We start from the raw sequence: 23,078 nt of genomic DNA, 5'->3' as shown, positions 1-23,078 counted from the left end.
GGCATCTGATTCAGTGGCGTAGCCGACCTCGTCGCGGAGTGGTAAAGCAGCCGGGCCCTACGAGGCCGCAGTGCCGGGATTTGCCTCATCCAGATCGAGTGCGTGACTCAGCCGGGCGGACAGTTCCGTCGGCGTGCGCGAGATGATTTCATGAGGTATGGCGAAGTCGTCGATTAGCCGGGCGTGGTCCTCAAAACCGTAGGAAACGACCATTGGATGCAGGCCGGCGGCCAATGCTGATACATAGTCGCGATACTCATCGCCGCAGGCATAGGCGCGGGTCGGGTTGATTCCGAATTCCTGACGCAGTGCGCGAAACTGATCGCTCTTCTCCTCGCCGAGCGGAATACAGCGCAAAAAGTCGAGTTGTGAGGCATCTATGCCGTGGCGCTGAAAGACCATTCGCAGCGTCGTTTCAGGCTCGATGGTGACATTGCGCGAGACAACGCCAACCCGGACGTCGCTTTGTTCAATCAGCCGCTTCAGCAACACGTCGATGCCCGGAAAAAGCATGGCTTCTCCCCGGTAGATTTCGGTCAGCGTGTGCTTCAACTGCTTGCGATTTTCTTTGTTCAGCTGGTGTCGCAGGTTTTTGGGAAACTCGCGCAGACCGCCCAGGTACTTCAGCAACTTGCGTCGCCGCTGGAAGCGCTGGTAGTCCCCGATGTCCATGCCGTGATGGGAGAAAGCCATCTCGACCGCACGAAAAGCGTCGATCAGCGTGCCATCGGCATCGAAGATAACCAGGCGATCTCGGCTCGCGTACATTATCCGGCGGTGCGTTCGCCGACGAAAAGGTAATAAGGCGCCCGAAATCCCGGCAGATATGGCACACCGGCCCGCAGTTCGTGGCAGCGGCGTTCGACAAAACGGCTGCGCAAGGCGGGCAGATGTTCGGACGACAGATGAACCCCGTCATGGCCAAACCAGCTTCGCCAAAAAAAATTGCTCAAAGCGCCACCCGGCGTCGGCAGATGGAAGTCGACCAGCCCGATGCGTCCACCGGGTCGCAACATTGCATGGGCGTTGGCAATGACCGCCGACCAGTCCGGAATCATGGTCAAAGCATATGAAAGAAAGACGATGTCGACCGGCTTTTCCGGTTGCCAGAACGTTGCGTCGGCCTCGACGACCTGAACGTTGGCGTAGCGGGCCGCCCGTTGGCGGGCCAAGTCGAGCAATGCCGGGCAGAGATCGACCATCTGCAGGCTGGCCAGACTTCCGATCTTCTCGCCGATCCGCTCCAGACTGCTGCCGGTACCGCAACCCAGTTCGACGACACGGTCGCCGGCCGAGATTTCGAGACTGTCGATCAATTCCTGCCGACCGTGAAGAAGGCTGGCACGGAAGGCATCATAGCGATCGGCCTGGGGCGCATAAAAAGCCTGAAGGCGCTCGGCATGGCAGCCGCGATTCGGCTGGCCCCGCAACAGGCGCCACAGGACGCGCGCGTCGGCGCCCAGATCAGAGACTGCCATGATCCTTCAGTTGGGCAATGACAAAACCGGCGTAGGTATGTACGCGATCTTCGAGCTGCAGGCGTTCAGCCAGCGCCGGTTCAAAATCGACGATCTCATGCAGCGGCTTTGGCTCGCCCCCGACCCTGGCCTGAATCCAGTCGAGAAAGGGGGGCTTGGCGTGGGCGCTGCGCAACAGGATACGGGCGCCTGGTGCAGCCCGGTTGACGATAGCCTGCCATTCTTCGAGCAAGGCCTCCGGGTAATAACAGCTCATCCAGTCCATGTGATCGAGCAGCACGAAGCGGCTGATCGGCTCGCTCGTGGCCTGCAGAAACTCGGTCACCGTGCAGGTATGCGTCTCGATGCAATCCACAAAGCCAGCTTTGAGGGCAAGGAAGTTCGTCTCCTTGAGGTAAGACGGGCAACAATCCAGCGTGTAGCTGCCGGTCAGATACACACGCCAAAAATAGTTGTCGCTGACCGGCAGATGACGAAAGACGTACTCGATGGCATCGCGGATGAAGCCGGAAACGCCCCCCGGATGTTGCCCCTGGATCAGGCGGCGCTGCGGATGCGGTACGCCGAGCAAGCTCATGGTGAGCTGCCGGTTCAGCACCCAGTTGATAACCGGCGTCCACAGTTCCTTGGTGATCTTCTCGTCGTAGATTCGACGCTGCTCATCCAGTGTTTTCGAGGCGAACAACGCGCCAACCTGTTGCGCCAGTTCGGGACGTATCCGGAAATAGGTCCGGAAACCGCGGGCGACGAAGCCGGCCAAGCCGTGAAAATAGAAACTGCCGTGGCGGCTGCAGAACCAGTTGATGCGACGATCCCAATAGCTGCGGGCAAATGCCGACAACTCATTGCGCAAATGCTGGCGATAGATACTGCGAGCATGCGGATGAAAACCGCTGCCGAAAAAGGCGAAGAAATCGTCGAACCCAAGCTGGCGGATTGCGGCGATCTTTAACTCCAGCAAGGCATTCTGGCGGGGGTTGGCGTCGATCGCATAGACCTTGGCTGGCCCCTGAAGCGCATAGTCCAACGCATTGCAGCCAGCGCTGCTAATGACCAGGACACGATCCTCGCTACTGAGGTGCAGGGCCTTCCGGTCTACCGCGGGGTCTTCCCAGCAGGTGTTGTAAACCAGCGAACGCGAATACAGCGTATCGAAAATCTTCTGGTCAATCCGGTCTTTCAAAGTAAGGCTGCTGGCAGGGATGGCAAGATTGGTTGGCGCCGGTGCGTTCATGGAAAATGTCTGATAGTTGAGTCCTGCCAACTTAAGGCGCGCTGGTTACGATGCCATGACAAAACGAACGGATCGGCGATGGTAGAATCCGCGCTTCCTTAAATTGAACAAAAACGCGCTTCAACTCGATGGCCGTTTTGTTGTTTTGGTACAACGCGGTTTGAATGAGGGGTAATTTTGGCGATCGCTCGGATTTCAGGAAACGAAACCCGTTTTGCCACAAACGACCTCACCATCAGTTAGATCAAGGCCCGGGCACCAGTAACGACATATCGGCTTTCCTGACGGAAGGCCGTTTTTGTTTCTCACACGCGGATTCCAGCCCATGTCGCTGACCGTCGACGACTTCGACTTTCCCCTCCCTCCCGAACTGATTGCCCAGCACCCGGCCGCCGAGCGCCGCGGCAGCCGCCTGCTGCACGTCTGCGGCGAGCAGTTGGTCGATCGCCAATTTGCCGACTTGCCAGGCCTGCTGAAGGCCGGCGACCTGCTGGTCTTCAACGACACCAAGGTGATCAAGGCCCGCTTCTTCGGCCAGAAGGACACCGGCGGCCAGGTGGAGATCATGCTCGAGCGCATCGTCGATGCCACGCACGCCATCTGCCAGGTGCGCGCCAGCAAGGCGCCGAAGGCCGGGAGCACGATGCGGCTGGCCGATGCCTTCACGGTAAAAATGACTGGCCGGGCCGGTGCCGACGGCGACTTTTTCGCGCTGGAACTGCTGGAACCGGGCGATTTCTGGGAGCTATCGGAGCGCTTTGGCAAATTGCCATTGCCGCCCTACATTGAGCATCCGGCCGAAGGCGCTGACGAAACGCGCTATCAGACGGTTTATGCCCGAGAGCCGGGCGCCGTTGCTGCACCGACGGCCGGGCTGCATTTCGATGAGGCGATGCTGGATACGCTTCGCCAGCAAGGCATCAACACGGCTTTCCTGACCCTGCACGTCGGCGCCGGCACCTATCGGCCGATGCGGGTCGAAAAGATCGCCGACCACCGCATGCACAGCGAGCGCTTCGAGATTCCGCAAACAACGACCGACGCCATCGCCCGCACCCGGGCCAACGGCGGCCGCGTCATCGCCGTCGGCACGACCAGCCTGCGCGCCCTGGAGTCAGCTGGCAATCCTGACGGTACCGTGCGTGTCGGCGGGGCCGAAACGAGCATCTTCATCACGCCCGGCTACCGCTTCCAGGTCGTCGACCGCCTGATCACCAACTTTCACCTGCCGAAATCGACACTGCTCATGCTCGTGTCGGCCTTTGCCGGCTATGACAACATCAGAGCCGCCTACGCCCACGCGGTCGCCGAGCGTTATCGCTTCTTCAGCTACGGCGACGCGATGCTGCTCGAACGCTCCGCCGATGCTGCCTAACGGTAGCGGGCAAAGACTGTCGAACGCCCTTCACGGCTGACCAGCAGGACATCGTAGGGATCGCGCCGGCCCTGGTAGACCGGGCCATCCATGCCCGGCGAGCCGACCGGCATACCCGGCACGGCCAGCCCCAAGGCCTTGGGCCTTTCAGCCAACAGACGGCGAATGTCCGTTGCCGGGACGTGGCCTTCCAGCACATAGCCATCGACCAGCGCGGTGTGGCAGGAGGCGTAGGCATCGGGCAAGCCGAGCCGGCGACGGGCCGCATCGGCGCCGGTGGCGAAGACGCGGACGGTAAAGCCTTCCGCCTCGAGGTGCTTGACCCAATCGCCACAACAGCCGCAATTCGGGTCTTTCCAGACATCGACTCGGGGTTGGGCGGGTGCCGCCCAGGTCGGCAGGGCAGTTGTCGCCAGCAGGGAAAGCAGCAGGCGACGGCGGGAAATCATTGGCACGTTCATCGCTCTTCCTTTCAACGAGCAAGCGCACGGGCTTGCAACAGCTTCTTGCCCGGCAACTGCACCTGCAGCAGCAGCTTGGCGCCAGCACCGTAGCTACCGGAACCCTCCAGGCGATTGCCGCCGGCCGGCTTCAAGGCATATTCCTGCTTGGCCGAGCCGGCCAGCACCGTCAGCTTGCCGCTCGCCCCGGTCGTATCGAGCGGGGAGCCGTGGTTGGTGACATGGACGAAGAGCCTGCCATCCTTGCCGACGACCTCGAATTGCGCCTCGCCAGCTTCGGCAACGACACCGCCGAACTGCGGCTGGCCGTGTTCGGCATGGGCCATGGCGGCGGTCGGCAAGCTCAGGGCGAGTAGGAGAGCGGTAATTGGCAGTAGATGTTTGGTTTGCATGGTCAATCTCCTAAAAAATCAAAGTGCCTCGTCGCCGCCTTCGGCGAGCAGGCGCTCCGCCGGTTTCCGGCCGAACAGCCAGAACAGGGCAGGGGTTACGAAGGTATCGAGCAGGGTCGAACTGACCAGCCCGGAGAAAATCACCACGGCGACCGGATGCAGGATCTCGGTACCCGGTTGCTCGGCCTCGAAGAGCAGCGGCGCCAGCGCGAAGGCCGCGACCAGCGCGGTCATCAGCACCGGCGTCAGCCGTTCCAGCGAGCCGCGGACGATCATCGGCACGCCGAATACCTCGCCCTCGAAGCGCATCAGGTTGAGGTAGTGGCTGATCTTCAGGATGCCGTTGCGGGTGGCGATGCCGGCCAGCGTGATGAAGCCGATCAGCGCGGCGACCGACAGCGGCTGGCCGGACAGCCACAGGCCGAGCACGCTGCCGACCAGCGCGAGCGGCACGTTGGCCATGATCAGGCCGGCCAGCAGCGCCGAGCGGTAGCGGCTGTAGAGGACGATGAAAATCAGCGCCGTCGAGCCTAGCGCCAGCACGGCGATCAGCCGGGCCGCTTCTTCCTGCGCCTGGAACTGGCCGCCGAGAGTGATGAAATAGCCCTCGGGCAGCGGGAATTCGGCCACCGCCTGGCGCAGGTCGGCGACGACGGCGGACAGCGCGCGCCCCTGCACGTTGGCCGAGATGACGATGCGCCGCCGCCCTTCGTCGCGGGTGATCTGGTTCGGGCCGTCGGCGTCCTCGATGCTGGCCAGCCGGGACAGCGGGACACGGCCGCTCGGCGTCTCGATCAGCAGGTTGGCCAGACCGTCGAGCGACCGCGCCGCCTCGGGCAGGCGGACGACGAGATCGAAGCGGCGGTTGCCTTCGACAATCTGCGTCACCACCTGGCCATCGACCAGTGTCTGCAGGCTGCGTGTCAGTTGCGCCGTCGAGATGCCGTAGCGGGCGGCGGCGTCGAAATCGACGCGCACCTTGATCTGCGGTGCCTGCACCTGTTTCTCGATGTCCAGATCGGCCATGCCGGGAATCTTCACCAGCCGCTCGCGCAGCAGGCCGGCCTGCGAACGCAGGGTATCGAGGTCTTCGCCAAACACCTTGATGGCAATCTGCGCCCGCACGCCGGACAACATGTGGTCGATACGGTGGGCGATGGGCTGGCCAAGGCTGATGCTGGCCGGCAGGTCCTTCAGCCGTTGCCGGATGTCGGCATAGACCGCTTCCTTTGGGCGCCCCTGCGCCTTCAGCCTGATTTCGAACTCGGTGACGTGCACACCCTCGGCGTGCTCGTCGAGTTCGGCCCGCCCGGTGCGCCGCCCCATCTGGGCGATCTCCGGCAAGCCGCGCAGCGCCTGCTCGGCCGCCCCGGCAACGCGGATCGATTCGGACAAGGTCACGCCCGGATTGAGGCGCAGGCCAAGGGTGATCGAGCCTTCGTTGAAGGGTGGCAGGAAAGTGGTCGGGAACAGGGGCACGGCCAGCACCGCCAGCACGACGGCGATGGCGGCCCCGGCGACCAGCCCTTTCGGCGAGGCGAGTACGGCTTCCAGCGTCCGCCGGTAATGCCCTTTCAACCAGATCACCAGGCGCGTCTCGCCATGCGCCTCCTTGACCAAGGCCGGCAGCAGCAGCGATGAAAGCACCGGCGTGACCAGCACCGACACCGCCAGCGAGGCGAGGATAGCCACGATATAAGCGATGCCGAGCGGCACGAACAGGCGGCCTTCGATGCCCGGGAGGGCAAACAGCGGTACAAAGACCAGGGCGATGATCAGCGTCGCATAGACGATGGCGGTGCGGACTTCGAGTGAGGCGGCGATCACCGTCTGGCGCACCGAATACGCCTCGCCGCGCGCCGCCTTCTCCTTCAGGCGGCGCAGGATGTTCTCGACATCGACCACCGCGTCATCGACCAGTTCGCCGATGGCGATGGCCAGGCCGCCCAGGGTCATCGTGTTGATCGACAGCCCCAGCCACTTGAAGACGAGGATCGCCGTCAGGATGGACAAGGGAATGGCGGTCAGCGAAATGAGCATGGTGCGGAAGTTGCCGAGGAAGAAGAACAGCACCCCGGCGACGAAGAACGAGGCCATCAGCAGCTTCATCTGCAGGTTGCCGAGCGAGGCTTCGATGAAGTCGGCCTGGCGGAAAAACACCTGCGGCGCGCTCATGCCGGCCGGCAGGCTGCCCTTCATGTCGGCCAGCGCCGCTTCCAGGCGCCGGGTCAAATCAACGGTATCGGCCGTCGGCTGCTTCTGGATACTGAGGATGACGGCCGGGCTGGCTACCTCCCCATCGTCGAAGCCGCCATCGCCGCGCTTGATCGCGGCCGAGAAACCGACCTCGGCCACCTGGCGCAACAGGATGGGTTGCCCGGCGCGTGCGGTCAGCGCGACGTTCTTCAGATCCTCCAGCCGCGCACTGCGGCCGAGGTGGCGTATCAGGTACTCGCGGCCATTGAGTTCGAGAAAGCCGCCCGAGGTATTGGCGGCGAAACCGCGCACGGCGCTCTCGATCTGCTCCAGGCCGATGCCCAGTTCGGCCATCCGCCGGGTATCCGGCCGCACCTGGAACTGGCGCACCTCGCCGCCGATCGGGATAACCTGCGAGACGCCGGCAATCGCCATCAGGCGCGGGCGCAGCACCCAGTCGGCGTATTCGCGTGCTGCCTTGGGGTCGGCTCCGTCACCGCGTATCGGAATGGCGACCAGCATAATCTCGCCCATGATCGACGAAACCGGCCCCATGCGCGGCACCGCGCCGGGCGGCAGGGTAGCCTCCAGCGCCGTCAGCCGCTCGCTGACCATCTGCCGGGCACGATAGACATCGACCTGCCAGTCGAAGGTCAGGTAGACGAAGGACAGCCCGGCGCTGGAAATGGAGCGCACGTTGGCAATGCCGGGCAAACCGCTCATCGCCGTTTCGAGCGGGAAGCTGAGCAACTGCTCGACTTCCTCCGGCGCCATGCCGCCGGCCTCGGTCATCACCGTCACCGTCGGCTTGTTCAGGTCGGGAAAGACATCAACCGGCAGGCGCGTCGCCTGCAAGCCGCCCCAGACCATCAGCACCGCCGCGGCGACCAGCACGAAGAGCCGGCTGCCCAGGCTTTTTTCAAGCAACCACTGGAACATGGCCGGCCTCCTAACGAATCTGCGCGACCAGGCTGGCGCCCTGCACCACCACCCGCTCGCCGGCCTGCAAACCACCGGTAACCAGCACGCGCCTGCCGTCCAGCGGCTCGCTGCGGATCGCCCGCGCCGCAAAATTTTCCGGCGCCGTCTTGACCCAGACCACGACCTGATTGGCGGTATTGCGCACCAGCGCACTGGCCGGCAGCGGCAGGCCCTGCACGGTGGACTTCAGCTTGACCTGCACCTTGACCGGCTGGCCCAAGGGCAAGGCCAGGCCTGCCCCGGCGGCGTGGTTCTCGAAAATCAGCGGCAAAGCCTGTTCCCGCAAGCGGCGCGGCGCCCCGACGTAGCTCAGCGGCACGACCTGGTCGCCGACCGCCACCGTCGCTGCGGCAATCTGGTCGAGCGGGATGGGATCGAAGGCGGTCGCTTCGACATGCAGGCCATCCGGATCGATAACCTCGAAAATCAGCTCCTTGGGCTCGACCACCTGACCAACGACCGCATTGCTCGCCGCCAGCACACCGCCGACCGGCGCCACCAGCGCCTCGCGTCCGGACAGACCGCCACCGACTGCGGCGATCCGCCCTTTCAGGCTGAGCACCTCGGTTTCAGCCGTGTCGATATCTTTCTTCGGCACCGTATCGGCCAGGTCGCGCAGGCGGGCCAGGCGCTTCTCGGCCAAACCCAGCCCGGCTTTCAGCTCAGCCAGCGTGGCCGCCTGGTTGGCCCGTTCGATGGCGCCGGACGCCGGCACCACCCAGGCCAGCACCTCGCCCTTCTTCACCCGGCTGCCGGCCGCCGGCAAACCGTGCGGCCCGGCCGGTTCGATGCGCCCGGGCTGCATGGCCTGAACCCGGCCGCCAAGGTGCGGGTCCATGATCACGCGGCCGGGCAGTTCCAGAGAGCGGGCAACCGTCTCGCTGGCCGCCTTGAGGGTCAACACGCCCATGCCGCGCTGCGCCGACTTGGGAATGAACAGCGTCCCGTCCGCCAGGCGCTGCGCCTGGTTGCCGACGGCCAGCGGCTTTTTGCCGGCCTCGTCATGATCGTGCCCCTCGTGTGCAAAAGTTGCTGTAACGAGCGTGGCCAACAGGCCAAGTACGCATAGCTGTCGTTTCATGAGCGGTCTCCTTTCTGCTTGCTGCGTCGCCACCACAGCACACCGACCAGCAGGCCGCTCGCGATGAGCAGCCACCTAAAGGGTTGCGCGCTAGCCAGCGGAGGATCAGCCGCGTCGGCATGCACATCCAGCGTTGCCGTCAGCAGATCGCTGTCATCGCCGGCCAGCAAGGTCAGCGCCAGGGCGTGTTCACCGGGTTGGCGCAAGGGCTTCAGCCAGGCGGCATCGGCAATCAGGTAATCGCCCCGCTCCGGGCGAAACTGCGCCACCTGCATCTGGCCATTGGCCTCGACCTCCAACTTGGCGTCCAGCACCGGCGCATTGGTCTCGGCCCGGTCGACAAACCAGACCAGCCCTTCGTCGGACAAACGCCCAACCGCCTCGAAGGCCTCGCTTTCGGCCACGGCAACCGGCATTGGCGCCAGTTCCTCCTTCGCCCCCACCACTGCCACCCAGACCGCCAGCAGCAGGCTGGCCACGGGCAAACGGAAACGCTTTGCACCATTCATATTCTTGCTCCTCATTCCGGTAACAGCCCCAGGCTTTGCCGCCACTGCGAAATACCCTGCGCCAGTGCAATGCGGGCGCGCATCAACGCACGCTCGGCCTCGACCGCCTCGGTTTCGATACGCAAACGGGTCGGCAGGTCGCTCTCGCCCAGGCGGAAGGATTTGTCGTAGAACCCGCGGTTTTCACCCGCCACCCGGGCCCGTTGTTCGGCCGCCGCCAGTTGCGCCCGCGCTGCATCGACCTGCACCTGCGCCAGCGCCGCCGCACGCACCAGGCGCTCGCGTTCGCGCTCCAGCATCGCCGCCGCTTCGATGGCCTCGGCATTGGCCAGGGCGACACGTGCATCGTGACGCGGCCCGCCACCGAAGGGGATGCGCACGCCAACGGCCCAGGTCTGCTCAGCCAACTCGCCGCTGGCCGGCCGATCGCGCCGGGTGGCGACGGTCAATTCAGGATTGGCCCGGCTCTGCACCCGCGCCAGTTCGGCGTTGCGCCGCGCCAACTCGCCACGCCCTTGCAGATCGCGCAGTTCGGGGTGTTCAACAGCCGGCGCCAACGGTTCCGGTTCGGCGACCGGCGCATCCTCCGTTGCCGGCGCGCCAGTCAGGCTTTCCAGCCGGTAACGGGCCAGCGCCGCGCCGGAGTGGGCTTCGGCCTGCGCTGCCTGGGCCAGGGCCAGGGCGCCTTCGGCCTGGTTGAGATCGGCGCGCGCCAGGTCGCCGGCTTGAAAACGGCGGGCAACGTCGTCGCGCAAACGCCGTGCCGCCGCCTCACGGCCTTTGGCCAGGACGGCCTCGTTCTGGCTCAGTTGCCACTGCCACCAGGCTTCGCGCAGCGCCTGCGCCAGTTGCAGGCGCAAGGCGGCTTGTCGCCCGGCCAGCGCGCCTTCGGCCGCCGCCGCCAAGGCCTGCGCACCGCTACGTTCGCCAGGCAACCAGAGCGGAACGGCCAGGCCGATATCAACCTCGCTGGCCCCCTGGTTACGGTTGAAGCGATCGCTGCGCAGGCCCAATTCCAGATTGGCGGGGGCTGGCGTCCACCGATTGGCGGCCTCGGCCTGGGCGTTGACGGCACGCGTCCGCTCGCCTTCCGCCAGGGCAGCCGGCTGGCGCTGCCAGGCCTGGGCAAAAGCCGCAGCCAAGGGCGTTGCAGCCTGCGCCAACGGCACGGCCAGGCAGCCGAGCAGGCTGCCGATGACAAGGGGTGCGATGCTGAAAATGCTTCGCATGGGATTTCCTCCGGTTGCAGTCCATGGACAACCGGCGGCGTGCCGCAGCGACCGATCAGGCCGCTAGAGAATCAGGGATGGGACAGGCAGGCCGCCGCGCTCAGGCGGCGACTCGGGGAGGACGTTCAAGCCCGTCCGGAATGCGCGAGGAAAAATGGGCGGATCGACTGCTGGGCAGCGCGGAATCCTTGCTTGCCGGTGGCAAGTCGGGGGTAGCACCAACGCCGCCGAACAAATGGCCGAGCACATGCCCGGGGCAGCAATGATGGTCGCCCGTGTCGTCGTTCATAGGGGCGTCGTGTTCATGGCAATCGCCCTGAGCCTCATGTCCCGGCGCCTCGTCGTGCACCAGGCCGGCCGCGAGAACGTGCGCCTCCGCAGCCGACACCGACTCCCAGCCGAATTTCGGCGAGAGCACGGTCAGCAGCATGACCACCACCAGGAAGCGAAGCGCGATACGCATTGAAAGGATTTTCAACGAGACGAATGCCTCAAACTATACAATCTCGCACCCCACGAGAAAACAGCTGTTACACAAACGCCACATCAATCATGCAATTTGAACTCCTGAAAACCGACGGCGCCGCCCGGCGCGGTACGCTGACCCTGACCCACGGCGTCATCCAGACCCCCGTCTTCATGCCGGTCGGCACCTACGGCACGGTCAAGGCGATGACGCCGCAGTCGCTGAACGACATCGGCGCCCAGATCTGCCTCGGCAACACCTTCCACCTCTGGCTGCGCCCCGGGCTCGAAGTCATTGCCGCCCACAAGGGCCTGCATGACTTCATGAACTGGCAGAAGCCCATCCTGACCGATTCCGGCGGCTTCCAGGTTTTCTCCCTCGGCGCCATGCGCAAGATCACCGAGGAAGGCGTCAAATTCTCGTCGCCGCACGATGGCGCCAAGCTCTTCCTGACGCCGGAAATTTCGATGCAGATTCAGAAGGTGCTGAATTCCGACATCGTGATGATCTTCGACGAATGCACGCCCTACCCGGCGACACACGAAGAAGCGGCCAAGTCGATGCGAATGAGCATGCGCTGGGCTCAACGTTCGCGTGACGAGCACAACAAGCTCGAAAACGGCAACGCGCTGTTCGGCATCGTCCAGGGCGGCATGTACGAAGAGCTGCGCGACGAATCGGTGGCCGGCCTTTGTGACATCGGCTTTGACGGCATGGCCATCGGTGGTCTGTCGGTCGGCGAACCCAAGGAAGACATGGCGCGCATCCTGGCCCATACCGCGCCTAAGCTGCCAACCCACAAGCCGCGCTACCTGATGGGCGTCGGCACGCCGGAAGACCTGGTGTACTCGGTCAAGGCCGGCATCGACATGTTCGACTGCGTGATGCCGACGCGCAACGCCCGCAACGGCCACCTGTTCACCCGCTTCGGCGACGTCAAGATCAAGAATGCCCGTTACAAGATGGATACCGGAGCGCTCGATCCGTCGTGCTCGTGCTACACCTGCACGCAGTTCACCCGGGCCTATCTGCACCACCTGTTCCGCAATGGCGAGATTCTCGGCGGCATGCTGAACACCATCCACAACCTGCATTTCTACCAGACCATCATGGCCGAAATGCGCGCCGCCATCGAGGCTGAACGCTTCACCGAATGGGCCGCCGGCTTTGCCCGCGACCGTTCCTCAGGCCAGTGATAGAATCCCTCGTTTCGTTTTCAAGCAATCCGGAGTTTTAACAATGATTAGTCTCGCCCACGCCCAAACCGCAGCCGCTTCCTCCGACCCGACGGGTGGCCTGATGGGTCTGCTGCCGATGATCCTGATGTTCGTCGTGCTGTGGTTCCTGATGATCCGTCCGCAGATGAAGAAGGCCAAGGAACACAAGGCCCTGCTCGGCGCACTGGCCAAGGGCGATGAAGTCGTCACCCAGGGCGGCATCGTCGGCAAGATCGTCAAGGTCGGCGACAACTACGTGACCGTCGAAATCGCCGAAGGCACCGAAGTCGTCGTGCAAAAGCCTTCGATCGGCCTGGTTCTGCCGAAGGGCACGCTGAAGTCGCTGTAATCACCCCAAAAGGCGGCGAGAAGCCGCCTTTTTCGCTTTAGAGCCGCTATGAATCGCTACCCTCTCTGGAAGTACATCACCATCGCCATCGCGCTGGTCATGGGCTTCGTCTATACCCTGCCCAATTTCTTCGGCGAATCGCCAGCCGTTCAGGTTTCCAGCGCCAAGGCCACGATCAAGGTCGATGACAAGGCCAAGGCTCGTGTCGAAGACTCGCTGAAAGCCGCCGGCATCACGCACGACGGCATGCAGCTCGACTTCAACGGCGTCAAGACCCGCTTCAAGGACACCGACACCCAGCTGAAAGCCAAGGATGCGCTGGAAAAGGCGTTCAATCCGGACGCCGCCGACCCGCAATACGTCGTCGCCCTGAACCTGCTGGCCGCCTCGCCGCAATGGCTGACCTCGCTGGGCGCGCTACCGATGTACCTCGGCCTTGACCTGCGCGGCGGCGTGCACTTCCTGCTGCAAGTCGACATGAAGGGTGCGCTGACCAAGCGACTCGATTCGACCTCGGCCGACCTGCGCACCGTGATGCGCGACAAGAACCTGCGCCACGGCGGCGTGAACCGCGAGGGCGAGCGCATTGTCATCAAGTTCCGCGATGCCGAAACGCAAAACAAGGCCCGCATCGCCATTTCCGACAGCCAGCCCGACCTGCTGCTCACCGATGCCGGCGATGCGGCCGAACCGCGCCTGATCGCCACGCTGAAGCCGCAGGCCCAGCAGAAGATCGGCGAATTCGCGCTGAAGCAGAACATCACCACGCTGCACAACCGGATCAACGAACTCGGCGTTGCCGAACCGGTGATCCAGCAGCAAGGCGCCGACCGCATCGTCGTCCAGTTGCCCGGCGTGCAGGACACGGCCAAGGCCAAGGACATTCTGGGCCGCACCGCGACCCTGGAAATCCGCATGGTCGATGACTCTCCGGGCGCGCTCGATGCGGCGCTGGCCGGCAATCCGCCCTTCGGCACCGAAGTCTATAACGAGCGTGGCGGCCAGCCGCTGCTGGTCAAGAAGCAGGTCGTGCTGACCGGCGACCGCCTGACTGATGCCCAGCCCGGCTTCGACAACCAGACCCAGGAAGCCGCTGTCCATCTGACGCTGGACGCCGCCGGCGCCCGCATCTTCAAGGATGTGACCCGCGAGAACGTCAACAAGCGCATGGCCATCCTGCTCATCGAAAAGGGCAAGGGCGAAGTCGTTACTGCGCCGGTCATCCGCACCGAAATCGGTGGCGGCCGCGTCCAGATTTCCGGCCGCATGACGACCATGGAAGCCAACGACACCGCCCTGCTGCTGCGCGCCGGCTCGCTGGCCGCACCGATGGACATCATCGAGGAACGCACCATCGGCCCGTCGCTCGGCGCCGAGAACATCCAGAAGGGTTTCCATTCGACGATGTGGGGCTTTGCCGCCATCGCCGTCTTCATGATTCTCTACTACCAGATGTTCGGTGTCGTCTCGGTACTGGCGCTGGCCTCCAACCTGCTGTTCCTGGTCGCCATCCTCTCGTTGCTCCAGGCCACGCTGACCCTGCCCGGCATCGCGGCTATCGCGCTGACCCTGGGCATGGCCATCGACGCCAACGTGCTGATCAACGAACGCGTCCGCGAAGAACTCCGGGCCGGCATGCCACCGCAAGCCGCCATTTCGGAAGGTTACGAGCGCGCTTTCGGGACCATTCTCGACTCCAACATCACCACGCTGATCGCCGGTCTCGCCCTGTTGATCTTCGGTTCCGGCCCGGTCCGCGGCTTTGCCGTGGTGCACTGCCTGGGCATCCTGACCTCGATCTTCTCGTCCGTCGTCGTCTCGCGCGGCCTGGTCAACCTGATCTACGGTCGCCAGAAGAAACTGACCAAGGTCGCCATCGGCCAGCTCTGGAAACCGGGCACCACGACGCCCACCGGCCAGCAATAAGGAAAGACGAACATGGAATTTTTCCGCATCCACAAAGACATTCCCTTCATGCGCCATGCGCTGAAGTTCAATGTCATTTCGCTGCTCACCTTCGTCCTGGCCGTGGTCTTCCTGTTCTCCAAGGGCCTGCACCTGTCGGTTGAATTCACCGGCGGCACGCTGATCGAAACCCACTACGAGCAAGCCGCTGATCTCGAAAAGATCCGCGGTGCGCTCGGCAAGTCGGGCTTCAGCGACTACTCGGTGCAGAACTTCGGTTCGTCACAGGACGTGATGATTCGCCTGCCGCTGAAGAGCGAGCAGAACACCAACCAGATCGGTGAATCGGTCATGAAGGCGCTGGAAGCCGAAGCGCCGGGTTCGCAGCTGCGCCGCGTCGAGTTCGTCGGCCCGCAGGTCGGCAAGGAACTGGCCGAAAACGGCGCCATGGCCTTGCTGCTGGTCGTCATCGGCATCGTCATCTACCTGGCTTTCCGCTTCGAATGGCGCTTCTCGGTCTCGGCCATCATCGCCAACCTGCACGACGTGGTGATCATTCTCGGCTTCTTCGCCTTCTTCCAGTGGGAGTTCTCGCTGTCGGTGCTGGCTGCCGTGCTGGCCGTGCTCGGCTACTCGGTCAACGAGTCGGTCGTCGTCTTCGACCGGGTCCGCGAAACCTTCAAGAAGGTGCGCGGCCTGAGCACGCCGGAAGTGCTCGACCACGCCATCACCAGCACGATCAGCCGGACCATCATCACCCACGGCTGTACCCAGCTGATGGTGCTGTCGATGCTGATCTTCGGCGGCGAAACCCTGCACTACTTCGCCATGGCGCTGACCATCGGTATCTGCTTCGGCATCTACTCTTCAGTGCTGGTTGCCAGTCCGCTGGTCATGTGGCTGGGCGTTTCGCGCGAGCAGTTCATCAAGCAGAAGAAGGTCATCGAAGGCGCCAACGAGGACGGCGCGGTGGTCTGAAAACCCTCGCCCCCCAATGGCAAAAAGCCCGCTGAGCAATCGGCGGGCTTTTTCTTTTTCGACTTACCAGTTCGGCGTTTCAACAGCCGAGGGCGGCGGGGGCTTGGGTACCCAGATGCCGCTCGCCGCATAGACCGCGCCAAGCGCGACAAGCAGCGCCACGACGAAGGCAAGCAGTCCGCCACCAGTCGCCGATTGGCCATCGCCATCGCTCCAGCCGGTGACCATCGGCTTGAGCAGTTTCTGCTTCTTGACGTGGCCGTAGTAAACGATGGCCGCGACATGCAACACGACCAGCCCGATCAGCAGGTTGGATAGCAGGTGGTGAGTGCCGGTCAGGCGATTGCTCAGGTCATTGCCGACCAGCGCGGCCAGTGGCCCACTGAAGGCGATGTCATCATTGCTGAACAAGCCGGTGATCACCTGCCCGGCCAGCAGCGCAAGCAGACCGAGCACCGACAACGCACCGAGCGGATTGTGGCCATGCCCACGCCATTCGCCACGCAGATAGTCCTTGATCGCCCCCGGCGTCGGCAGGAAGCTGGCAAAGCGTGCATAGGTCGAACCGAGCAGCCCCCAGACCAGGCGAAAGGTGATCAAGCCAACGACCAGCAGGCCGATCTTGCCATGCCAGTCGATCAGCTTGCCGCCCAACTGGCCGCTGACCACGGCGGCACCAACACAAAGGACAAGCAGCCAGTGAAAAAGGCGCGTCGGCAGATCCCACAGGCGAAAACGTTTGCTGTTCATAACCATATCTTTTTATCGTTAAAAAAACAGGCACCCGCAGGTGCCTGTCGTTGGGGTGCAGCCAGTTTAGCGCTTGGCTTTGAAGTCGTCATGGCAGCCCTTGCAGGTGCCGCCCAGCTTGCCGAGCTGTTCCTCGACCGCATCGGCATTGCCATTCGCCGCCACCTTGGCCAGTTCGTTGGCCTCCTTGCCGAAGGCCATCGCTGCCTTGCCCAGCTTTTCCTTCTCGGTCCACATGTTGGATTTCGCACGGGTTTCTTCCCAGCCCTTGCCTTTGTCGGTACCCGGCAGATACAGGGCACCCATGCCGGAATTGGCAATGGCCTGAATGGCGTTGGCCGCCTTGATGACCTCTTCCTTGTTGTAGTTGCCGCCTTCGACGTTCATCTTGATACGGGCCATGTTCCAGGCCATGAAGCCATAGCCGGACTGACGCCATTTGATGGCATCTTCCGGTTTGACCTGGGCGGTAGCGCTTCCGGCCAGGACGGTAGCGAGCAGGGCAAGCACGAGTTTGGTCTTCATTGTTGATCTCCGTTGTTGGTTGGGAATGAGGCGCTGGCCAGCGTGTACGTTGCGAGCACCACGTTTATTCCGGACAAAATTATAGCCACCTGATATGACAACGGGTGGCTATCTTGATGAAGCATTTTCAACGCCCTGTTGCGCCGCGTTGAAAATGCTTCTCAAACGGCGAAAATGTGTTTGACGCGCAGTGCCGGCTGGCCGCTTTCGATCGCCAGCAAGCGGGCGATGTTCGGATGCTTGCCCGGATTAGCGCGTTCGTCGTCGGTATGCTCGGCGAAGATTTCCAGCCCCTTCCTGGCCGCCTCGACGTTGATCGAACCGTAGGTCTGGGCCAGATGGTTGTAGACAGCCAGCGAGCCCTGGCTGCCGGCCTTGTTCTCGATGGCGGCAACGAGATTGCCGTCGGCATCGAGCAGATTGATGGCCGCCAGGTGAGAGATGCCCGGCAGTTTCTTCAGGTTTTCAGCAAAAGACATGATGGTTGGCAGTACCTGGTCGTTAGTTATTAGCTGTTGGTTAAGGGAACTGGCTCGGCGGTGCATCGTTGGCGATCGGTTTTGCTAGCAAGCAGCAACTAAGCACTGACAACCAGCCTCACTTCCATTCCCGTTTGGCTTTGACCAGGCCGATGATCAGCCCGGTAGTGAAGGTGATCGCCGGCACGATGAAGGCAATCGCCTTGATACCGCGCTCGGCGCCAAAATGAAAAAGTAGCCAGACCGTTGGCAAGAGGCCAAGAAACAGGCCAATCGCCCCGCCGCGAATACCGCCACGGATCACTTCCTGATCCGTGGTCTTGCGATCGCCGGTGCAATGCGGACAGTAGATCGCGTCCGCCGGCACTTCCTGGCCGCATTTGCTGCACTTCATAAGAGGCTGCCATTAAATGGAGCGCAGCGCTCCTGACGCGACGCGCCGACGAAGGCAGTACAAACAAGTACGACAAGGAGGCGCAACAAAGTCAGGGCCATTTTGTGGCGGCCTCTTAGATGCGCTTGGCCAGCTCGGCGGCCTTGCCGGTGTAATCCCAGGGCGTCAGCTTGAGGAGTTCAGCCTTGGCGGCTTCCGGAATTTCCAGCGTCGACACGAAAGCCTGCATGCCTTCGCGGGAAACACGGGTACCGCGGGTCAGCTCCTTCAGCTTTTCGTAGGCGTTCGGCACGGCATAGCGGCGCATCACGGTCTGGATCGGCTCAGCCAGCAGTTCCCAGTTGGCGTCGAGGTCGGCCTTCATCAGGTCGGCGTTGATTTCGAGCTTGCCCAGGCCCTTCAGCAGCGAGTCGTAACCGAGCAGCGCATAACCGAGGCCGACACCCATGTTGCGGAGCACGGTGGAATCGGTCAGATCACGCTGCCAGCGGGAAATCGGCAGCTTTTCGGCCAGATGCTTGAGCATGGCGTTGGCCAGGCCGAGGTTGCCTTCGGAGTTTTCGAAGTCGATCGGATTGACCTTGTGCGGCATGGTAGACGAACCGATTTCACCGGCCTTGACCTTCTGCTTGAAGAAGCCGAGGGAGATGTAGCCCCAGACGTCACGATCAAGGTCGACCAGAATGCTATTGGCGCGAGCGAAGGCGTCGAACAGCTCGGCCAGCGCATCGTGCGGCTCGATCTGGATGGTGTAGGGATTGAAGGTCAGGCCGAGTGATTCGACGAAACGCTTGGCGAAACCTTCCCAGTCGTAGCCGGGGTAGGCAGCGAGGTGGGCGTTGTAGTTGCCGACGGCGCCGTTGATCTTGCCGAGCAGTTCGACAGCGGCGATACGGGCACGGGCGCGCTGCAGGCGGTAGGCCGTATTGGCCATTTCCTTGCCCATCGTCGACGGCGTCGCCGGCTGGCCGTGGGTACGGCTCATCATCGGCACTTCGGCGTGGGCATGGGCCATTTCGGTCAGCTTGGCGATGACCTTGTCGAGCATCGGCAGCATAGCCTGCTCGCGGGCACCCTTGCACATCAAGGCGTGCGACAGGTTGTTGATGTCTTCGGAGGTGCAGGCGAAATGGATGAATTCGCTGACTTTGACGACCTCGACATTGCTCTTGGTCTTGTCCTTGATCCAGTATTCCAGCGCCTTGACGTCGTGGTTGGTGGTGGCTTCAATGGCCTTCACCTCGGCAGCCTCGGCCGGGCCGAAATTGGCGACCAGCGCATCCAGTTCGGCGATGGTGGCCGGGGAGAAAGCGGCGATTTCCGCGAAGTGCGATTCGGCAGCGAGCGCCTTCAGCCATTCGATCTCCACCTTGAGGCGGGCGCGGATCAGGCCAAACTCGGAAAAATGCTCGCGCAGGGCGTCAACTTTGCCGGCGTAGCGGCCGTCGAGCGGGGAAAGGGCAGTCAAGGGATTGAAGGTCATAAGATCATCCTTTTCGGTAAGCCCATGATTTTACCCGTCCGACGAAGCGCTGCCCATACGCTATAATCGAAGTCCCCAAATCAGAGAGCTCGCGATGAAGCTTATCGGCTCCCATACCAGCCCCTTCGTACGAAAAGTGCGGATCGTGCTGGCCGAAAAGAAAATTGACTACGAATTCGTCATCGACTCGCCCTGGCTAGCCGACAGCACGGTGCCGGACATCAACCCACTGGGCAAGATTCCCGTGCTGGTGCTCGACGACGACACCCCGCTGTTCGACTCGCGCGTCATCGTCGAATACATCGACAACGTCACGCCGAACAACAAGCTGTTCCCCGCCCCGAATCGCGAACGAACCGAAGTCAAGCGCTGGGAAGCCCTGGCCGACGGCCTTTGCGACGCGGCCGTTGCTGCCCTGCTCGAAGGCAAGCGCCCGAAGAAGGAACAGAGCGGCGACTGGATAGAGCGTCAGCGCGGCAAGGTTATGCGCAGCCTGGACTTCATGGGCAAGGAACTCGGCGAAAAGAGTTTCTGCATGGGCACCCATATTTCTATGGGCGACCTCGCCGTCGGTACAGCCCTCGGCTATCTTTGCTTCCGCTTTCCGGACATCCACTGGCAGGAAGCCCATCCGAACCTGGGCAAACTGTACGACAAGCTGATGCAGCGCCCGGCTTTCGCGGATACCATCCCGCACGACTGAACCGCGTTCCGGCTCACGAAGGGCGCCTTGGGCGCCCTTTTCGTTTTTTGGGGAATGAACCTTGGTTCGCCAGGATGGTCTTCCTTAACTCCTCACGGAATTTCCCGCATGATCACTCCGCCCGACGACGCCACACCGATCGACATGATCGCCCACGCCCTGACCGTCGCCCTCGGTGCGCGCGATCACTACACCCGCGTCCATTGCGATCGCGTCGTCCAGCTCTCGACCGAACTCGGGCGGCACATTGGCCTGACGGCCGGCGAACTCGACAAACTGTCGCTCGGCGCCCGCTTCCACGATCTCGGCAAGATCGGCATTCCCGACACCGTCCTGCGCAAACCGGACAGCTTCGACGCCCGGGAATGGGAATGCATGCAGCAGCACGTGGTTATCGGCGAGCAGATTGTCCTCGCCATCAATGGCGGCCGGGCCAGCGGCATCGCCCGCACCGTGCGGCATCACCATGAGCACTTCGACGGTTCGGGCTACCCGGACAGGCTACAGGGCGGCGACATCCCGCTCGATGCCCGCATTATCTCTGTCGTTGACAGCTACGACGCGATGACAGCCCGCCGCCCCTACCAAAACCCGCGCCGCCATCTGGCTGTGATGGACATCCTGAACAGCGAATCAGGCCGCAAGCACGACCCGGATCTGGTGCATGCTTTCGGCGCAATCATCGAGAAATCAACGATGCGGGCCAGCGATGACTGAGCGGCTCAGCGAATAATGCCGCCGCCCAGGCAGACGCGGCTCTCGTAGAGCACGACCGACTGCCCCGGTGTCAGCGCCCATTGCGGCTCGGCAAAACGAATTTCGCAACTCTCGGCATCGACCCGCTCGACTTCGCAGGGCTGATCAGAAGTCCGGTAGCGCGGTTTGGCCGTATAAACCCAGTGCGTATGCGGCATCTGGCCGGACACCCAGCTCAATTGTTCGGCAATCAAAGCCTCCCTGAGCAAGGCCGGGTGATCGTGCCCCTGCACAACATAGAGCACGTTCTTGTCCATATCCTTGCCGGCGACAAACCAGGCATCGTGGTCACCGCCGCCCTGCTGGCCCTTTTCCTTCAGGCCGCCAATATGCAAGCCCTTGCGCTGGCCCAGCGTGTGATACATCAGACCATCGTGCTCGCCGAGCACCTTGCCATCGTCAAGACGGCGGATTTCGCCTTTCTTGGGCGGCAGGTAACGTGACAGAAAATCCTTGAACGGCCGCTCGCCGATGAAGCAGATGCCGGTCGAATCCTTCTTGGCCGCCACGTGCAGGCCTTCCGCCTCGGCGATCTTGCGCACGTCACGCTTGTAAATATCGGCCAGCGGAAACAGCGTCTTCGACAACTGCGCCTGATTCAGGCGATAGAGAAAATAGCTCTGGTCCTTGGTGCCGTCCTCGGCCTTCAACAACTGGAATTTGCCATCGAATTCGCGGACGCCGGCGTAGTGCCCGGTGGCGATTTTCTCGGCCCCTAGCTGCATGGCGTGATCGAGGAAAGCCTTGAACTTGATTTCCGAATTGCACAGGATGTCGGGATTCGGCGTCCGACCGGCCTGGTATTCGCTGAGGAATTCGGCAAAGACCCGCTCGCGGTATTCGGCCGCGAAATTGACCACCTCGACATCGATGCCGATCCGGTCGGCCACACTCATCACATCAATCAGATCCTGGCGTGACGAGCAGTACTCCTCGGTGTCGTCATCCTCCCAGTTCTTCATGAACAGGCCGATCACGTTCCAGCCCTGCTGCTTCAGCAACAGCGCCGCGACTGAGGAATCAACGCCGCCGGACAAGCCGACCACCACGGTTTTCTTAGACATCGGGCCCAGCCCCTTTCTTCCATTCATCCAGCGGCAAAATCACCGCTGGCTGTCCATTATCAACGAACCAGCTATCGACGACGAAGAGCGCCGGCTCGCCATTTGTTTTTTCCTCGATCACCGCCGACCAATGCACCGGGATCAAACCGGCAAAATTCCGGGCCTCCGGCTCCAGCACGCGATGCCAGCGCAAATAGCCACGCGCCGTCAGCAGGCGCAGCAGGCGCGTTGTCGAGGTCGAATGATCAATGCAATCCATTTTGCCCGACGCGTTGTCATCCGCGTAGTTGCCGCCCCGGTCACCATGAATTTCCGACTGCTCGCCCGCCCAGCCGTACAAACGACCGACCGCCTCGCCCAGAATCTTCCGTTCCGAAGCCGCATCGACTGCCGCAAACAGCATGCGGCGAACCTGCCCGAGCTGGCCTTCGGTGTACCGAATCCGCGTTTGTACCAGGCAGCCATAGCCATGGCAGACGCGCACGCTTTCATCGGCAATGGCGAAGCCGGCCAGCCCGAGCAGCAACGCGGCCCACCAATGACGCATCAGTCGTAATGAACCAACAGGTCGAGCGGACAACGCTTGCCGGCTATCAGATCTTCGATGCAACGCAGGATCAACGGGCTGCGGTGACGCGCCTGCGTAGCCCTGACCTCGTCCAGCGTCAGCCAGCGGGCGGCGACGATGCCATCATCCAGCGGGCGACCGGCCTCGTAGCCGCGCAGTTCCCCGCCAAAAGCGAAGCGCAGGTAGGTCGTATCTTCCTTGGTCGGATGGGTCCAGTTATAGACCCCGATCAGATGGGTCGGCTTGAAGTGGTAGGCCGTTTCTTCGAGCGCCTCGCGGACCACGGCATCAAGCAGCGACTCACCCTCTTCAAGATGCCCGGCTGGCTGGTTGAAGGCCAGCCCGGCATCGGTTTCTTCCTCGACCAGCAGGAATTTTCCGTCGCGCTGCACGACAGCGGCAACGGTGACATGTGGTTTCCAGATCATGCTCATGTTCAAACGGCAAAAGCGCTATTTTACCCGCTGATTTCGGCTAGAATTATGGGCTTTTACAGGCGCAACAC

At 62.7% G+C, this 23,078-nt stretch carries 25 protein-coding genes; 7 read left to right on the top strand and 18 right to left on the bottom strand.

The window, feature by feature from the left end; genetic code table 11:
* Window positions 1–57 precede the first annotated feature (57 nt).
* Genes KI617_RS04555 through KI617_RS04545 form a run of 3 tightly spaced genes read right to left on the bottom strand, consistent with a single transcriptional unit; the run spans window position 58 to window position 2,712 of the window.
* A complete protein-coding gene (locus KI617_RS04555) occupies window positions 58–768 on the bottom strand; it encodes an HAD family hydrolase (RefSeq protein WP_226450839.1) in 711 nt (236 codons plus the stop codon).
* Complete coding sequence (locus KI617_RS04550) at window positions 768–1,478, bottom strand: class I SAM-dependent methyltransferase (RefSeq protein ID WP_226450838.1); 711 nt, start codon at window positions 1,476–1,478, stop codon at window positions 768–770. The genes KI617_RS04555 and KI617_RS04550 overlap by 1 nt, the downstream gene beginning before the upstream one ends.
* Window positions 1,465–2,712, bottom strand: a complete 1,248-nt coding sequence (locus KI617_RS04545; protein WP_226450837.1) for a DUF3419 family protein — start codon at window positions 2,710–2,712, stop codon at window positions 1,465–1,467. Before KI617_RS04545 ends, KI617_RS04550 begins: the two co-directional genes overlap by 14 nt.
* A gap of 325 nt (window positions 2,713–3,037) precedes the next feature.
* Between KI617_RS04545 and queA the strand changes: the two genes are divergently transcribed.
* Window positions 3,038–4,087 carry a tRNA preQ1(34) S-adenosylmethionine ribosyltransferase-isomerase QueA gene (gene queA, locus KI617_RS04540; protein WP_226450836.1) on the top strand — a complete coding sequence of 350 codons (1,050 nt, stop codon included), beginning with the start codon at window positions 3,038–3,040 and terminating at the stop codon, window positions 4,085–4,087.
* On the opposite strand, the gene KI617_RS04535 is transcribed toward queA, so the two are convergent.
* The 7 genes from KI617_RS04535 to KI617_RS04505 all read right to left on the bottom strand — a co-directional run bounded on the left by KI617_RS04535 (window position 4,084) and on the right by KI617_RS04505 (window position 11,399).
* Entirely contained in the window at window positions 4,084–4,548 is a 465-nt protein-coding gene (locus KI617_RS04535) for a DUF411 domain-containing protein (RefSeq protein WP_226450835.1), read from the bottom strand. The genes queA and KI617_RS04535 overlap by 4 nt on opposite strands.
* 11 nt (window positions 4,549–4,559) lie before the next feature.
* Window positions 4,560–4,940, bottom strand: a complete 381-nt coding sequence (locus KI617_RS04530) for a hypothetical protein (RefSeq protein WP_226450834.1) — start codon at window positions 4,938–4,940, stop codon at window positions 4,560–4,562.
* An 18-nt stretch (window positions 4,941–4,958) separates the two neighbouring features.
* Window positions 4,959–8,075, bottom strand: a complete 3,117-nt coding sequence (locus tag KI617_RS04525) for an efflux RND transporter permease subunit (protein WP_226450833.1) — start codon at window positions 8,073–8,075, stop codon at window positions 4,959–4,961.
* A gap of 10 nt (window positions 8,076–8,085) precedes the next feature.
* Window positions 8,086–9,198 (bottom strand): efflux RND transporter periplasmic adaptor subunit, encoded by a 1,113-nt coding sequence (locus KI617_RS04520; RefSeq protein WP_226450832.1) that lies wholly within the window; start codon window positions 9,196–9,198, stop codon window positions 8,086–8,088.
* Window positions 9,195–9,707, bottom strand: a complete 513-nt coding sequence (locus tag KI617_RS04515) for a hypothetical protein (protein ID WP_226450831.1) — start codon at window positions 9,705–9,707, stop codon at window positions 9,195–9,197. Before KI617_RS04515 ends, KI617_RS04520 begins: the two co-directional genes overlap by 4 nt.
* A gap of 11 nt (window positions 9,708–9,718) precedes the next feature.
* Window positions 9,719–10,936: a TolC family protein gene (locus KI617_RS04510; RefSeq protein WP_226450830.1), complete on the bottom strand. Its 1,218-nt coding sequence runs from the start codon at window positions 10,934–10,936 to the stop codon at window positions 9,719–9,721.
* Between the two features lie 100 nt (window positions 10,937–11,036).
* Window positions 11,037–11,399, bottom strand: a complete 363-nt coding sequence (locus KI617_RS04505; RefSeq protein WP_226450829.1) for a hypothetical protein — start codon at window positions 11,397–11,399, stop codon at window positions 11,037–11,039.
* A gap of 89 nt (window positions 11,400–11,488) precedes the next feature.
* Here KI617_RS04505 and tgt point away from each other — a divergent pair, with 89 nt between their 5' ends.
* From tgt to secF, 4 genes are read left to right on the top strand one after another with little or no spacing between them, the layout of a single operon-like run.
* Entirely contained in the window at window positions 11,489–12,598 is a 1,110-nt protein-coding gene (gene tgt / locus KI617_RS04500) for a tRNA guanosine(34) transglycosylase Tgt (RefSeq protein WP_226450828.1), read from the top strand.
* Window positions 12,599–12,641: 43 nt separating this feature from the next.
* The gene (gene yajC, locus KI617_RS04495) at window positions 12,642–12,968 is read left to right on the top strand and encodes a preprotein translocase subunit YajC (RefSeq protein ID WP_226450827.1); all 327 of its coding nucleotides are present in this window, start codon (window positions 12,642–12,644) and stop codon (window positions 12,966–12,968) included.
* A 48-nt stretch (window positions 12,969–13,016) separates the two neighbouring features.
* Window positions 13,017–14,894, top strand: coding sequence for a protein translocase subunit SecD (gene secD, locus KI617_RS04490; protein ID WP_226450826.1), 1,878 nt, complete (start codon window positions 13,017–13,019; stop codon window positions 14,892–14,894).
* A gap of 12 nt (window positions 14,895–14,906) precedes the next feature.
* Window positions 14,907–15,851, top strand: a complete 945-nt coding sequence (secF, locus tag KI617_RS04485) for a protein translocase subunit SecF (protein ID WP_226450825.1) — start codon at window positions 14,907–14,909, stop codon at window positions 15,849–15,851.
* A 63-nt stretch (window positions 15,852–15,914) separates the two neighbouring features.
* Here the strand turns inward: secF and KI617_RS04480 are convergent, their stop codons facing one another.
* From KI617_RS04480 to purB, 5 genes are all read right to left on the bottom strand, one after another.
* Window positions 15,915–16,601 (bottom strand): cytochrome b/b6 domain-containing protein, encoded by a 687-nt coding sequence (locus KI617_RS04480; protein WP_226450824.1) that lies wholly within the window; start codon window positions 16,599–16,601, stop codon window positions 15,915–15,917.
* 66 nt (window positions 16,602–16,667) lie between these two features.
* Window positions 16,668–17,126: a c-type cytochrome gene (locus KI617_RS04475; protein ID WP_226450823.1), complete on the bottom strand. Its 459-nt coding sequence runs from the start codon at window positions 17,124–17,126 to the stop codon at window positions 16,668–16,670.
* A 161-nt stretch (window positions 17,127–17,287) separates the two neighbouring features.
* Window positions 17,288–17,605: a DUF2322 family protein gene (locus KI617_RS04470; protein WP_226450822.1), complete on the bottom strand. Its 318-nt coding sequence runs from the start codon at window positions 17,603–17,605 to the stop codon at window positions 17,288–17,290.
* 118 nt (window positions 17,606–17,723) lie between these two features.
* Window positions 17,724–17,999 (bottom strand): zinc ribbon domain-containing protein, encoded by a 276-nt coding sequence (locus tag KI617_RS04465; RefSeq protein WP_226450821.1) that lies wholly within the window; start codon window positions 17,997–17,999, stop codon window positions 17,724–17,726.
* A gap of 115 nt (window positions 18,000–18,114) precedes the next feature.
* Window positions 18,115–19,482, bottom strand: coding sequence for an adenylosuccinate lyase (gene purB, locus KI617_RS04460; protein ID WP_226450820.1), 1,368 nt, complete (start codon window positions 19,480–19,482; stop codon window positions 18,115–18,117).
* A gap of 94 nt (window positions 19,483–19,576) precedes the next feature.
* On the opposite strand from purB, the gene KI617_RS04455 reads away from it, so the two are divergent.
* Window positions 19,577–20,185, top strand: a complete 609-nt coding sequence (locus KI617_RS04455; protein WP_226450819.1) for a glutathione S-transferase — start codon at window positions 19,577–19,579, stop codon at window positions 20,183–20,185.
* 108 nt (window positions 20,186–20,293) lie between these two features.
* Entirely contained in the window at window positions 20,294–20,902 is a 609-nt protein-coding gene (locus KI617_RS04450) for an HD-GYP domain-containing protein (RefSeq protein WP_226450818.1), read from the top strand.
* Window positions 20,903–20,907: 5 nt separating this feature from the next.
* Here the strand turns inward: KI617_RS04450 and mnmA are convergent, their stop codons facing one another.
* Genes mnmA through KI617_RS04435 form a run of 3 tightly spaced genes read right to left on the bottom strand, consistent with a single transcriptional unit; the run spans window position 20,908 to window position 23,007 of the window.
* Window positions 20,908–22,005, bottom strand: a complete 1,098-nt coding sequence (gene mnmA, locus KI617_RS04445; RefSeq protein ID WP_226450817.1) for a tRNA 2-thiouridine(34) synthase MnmA — start codon at window positions 22,003–22,005, stop codon at window positions 20,908–20,910.
* Window positions 21,998–22,552, bottom strand: coding sequence for a hypothetical protein (locus KI617_RS04440; RefSeq protein WP_226450816.1), 555 nt, complete (start codon window positions 22,550–22,552; stop codon window positions 21,998–22,000). Before KI617_RS04440 ends, mnmA begins: the two co-directional genes overlap by 8 nt.
* Window positions 22,552–23,007 carry an NUDIX hydrolase gene (locus KI617_RS04435; protein WP_226450815.1) on the bottom strand — a complete coding sequence of 152 codons (456 nt, stop codon included), beginning with the start codon at window positions 23,005–23,007 and terminating at the stop codon, window positions 22,552–22,554. The genes KI617_RS04440 and KI617_RS04435 overlap by 1 nt, the downstream gene beginning before the upstream one ends.
* Between the last annotated feature and the right edge of the window lie 71 nt (window positions 23,008–23,078).

Origin of the sequence: Ferribacterium limneticum (assembly GCF_020510625.1) — a bacterium.
GTDB lineage: Bacteria > Pseudomonadota > Gammaproteobacteria > Burkholderiales > Rhodocyclaceae > Azonexus > Azonexus limneticus_A.
This window is presented reverse-complemented; position numbering and strand designations above follow the sequence as displayed.

Coding starts and splice junctions, on each gene's coding strand:
- KI617_RS04555 (WP_226450839.1), bottom strand. CDS start 768: ATGTACGCGAGCCGAGATCGCCTGGTTATCTTCGATGCCGATGGCACG.
- KI617_RS04550 (WP_226450838.1), bottom strand. CDS start 1,478: ATGGCAGTCTCTGATCTGGGCGCCGACGCGCGCGTCCTGTGGCGCCTG.
- KI617_RS04545 (WP_226450837.1), bottom strand. CDS start 2,712: ATGAACGCACCGGCGCCAACCAATCTTGCCATCCCTGCCAGCAGCCTT.
- queA (WP_226450836.1), top strand. CDS start 3,038: ATGTCGCTGACCGTCGACGACTTCGACTTTCCCCTCCCTCCCGAACTG.
- KI617_RS04535 (WP_226450835.1), bottom strand. CDS start 4,548: ATGAACGTGCCAATGATTTCCCGCCGTCGCCTGCTGCTTTCCCTGCTG.
- KI617_RS04530 (WP_226450834.1), bottom strand. CDS start 4,940: ATGCAAACCAAACATCTACTGCCAATTACCGCTCTCCTACTCGCCCTG.
- KI617_RS04525 (WP_226450833.1), bottom strand. CDS start 8,075: ATGTTCCAGTGGTTGCTTGAAAAAAGCCTGGGCAGCCGGCTCTTCGTG.
- KI617_RS04520 (WP_226450832.1), bottom strand. CDS start 9,198: ATGAAACGACAGCTATGCGTACTTGGCCTGTTGGCCACGCTCGTTACA.
- KI617_RS04515 (WP_226450831.1), bottom strand. CDS start 9,707: ATGAATGGTGCAAAGCGTTTCCGTTTGCCCGTGGCCAGCCTGCTGCTG.
- KI617_RS04510 (WP_226450830.1), bottom strand. CDS start 10,936: ATGCGAAGCATTTTCAGCATCGCACCCCTTGTCATCGGCAGCCTGCTC.
- KI617_RS04505 (WP_226450829.1), bottom strand. CDS start 11,399: ATGCGTATCGCGCTTCGCTTCCTGGTGGTGGTCATGCTGCTGACCGTG.
- tgt (WP_226450828.1), top strand. CDS start 11,489: ATGCAATTTGAACTCCTGAAAACCGACGGCGCCGCCCGGCGCGGTACG.
- yajC (WP_226450827.1), top strand. CDS start 12,642: ATGATTAGTCTCGCCCACGCCCAAACCGCAGCCGCTTCCTCCGACCCG.
- secD (WP_226450826.1), top strand. CDS start 13,017: ATGAATCGCTACCCTCTCTGGAAGTACATCACCATCGCCATCGCGCTG.
- secF (WP_226450825.1), top strand. CDS start 14,907: ATGGAATTTTTCCGCATCCACAAAGACATTCCCTTCATGCGCCATGCG.
- KI617_RS04480 (WP_226450824.1), bottom strand. CDS start 16,601: ATGAACAGCAAACGTTTTCGCCTGTGGGATCTGCCGACGCGCCTTTTT.
- KI617_RS04475 (WP_226450823.1), bottom strand. CDS start 17,126: ATGAAGACCAAACTCGTGCTTGCCCTGCTCGCTACCGTCCTGGCCGGA.
- KI617_RS04470 (WP_226450822.1), bottom strand. CDS start 17,605: ATGTCTTTTGCTGAAAACCTGAAGAAACTGCCGGGCATCTCTCACCTG.
- KI617_RS04465 (WP_226450821.1), bottom strand. CDS start 17,999: ATGAAGTGCAGCAAATGCGGCCAGGAAGTGCCGGCGGACGCGATCTAC.
- purB (WP_226450820.1), bottom strand. CDS start 19,482: ATGACCTTCAATCCCTTGACTGCCCTTTCCCCGCTCGACGGCCGCTAC.
- KI617_RS04455 (WP_226450819.1), top strand. CDS start 19,577: ATGAAGCTTATCGGCTCCCATACCAGCCCCTTCGTACGAAAAGTGCGG.
- KI617_RS04450 (WP_226450818.1), top strand. CDS start 20,294: ATGATCACTCCGCCCGACGACGCCACACCGATCGACATGATCGCCCAC.
- mnmA (WP_226450817.1), bottom strand. CDS start 22,005: ATGTCTAAGAAAACCGTGGTGGTCGGCTTGTCCGGCGGCGTTGATTCC.
- KI617_RS04440 (WP_226450816.1), bottom strand. CDS start 22,552: ATGCGTCATTGGTGGGCCGCGTTGCTGCTCGGGCTGGCCGGCTTCGCC.
- KI617_RS04435 (WP_226450815.1), bottom strand. CDS start 23,007: ATGAGCATGATCTGGAAACCACATGTCACCGTTGCCGCTGTCGTGCAG.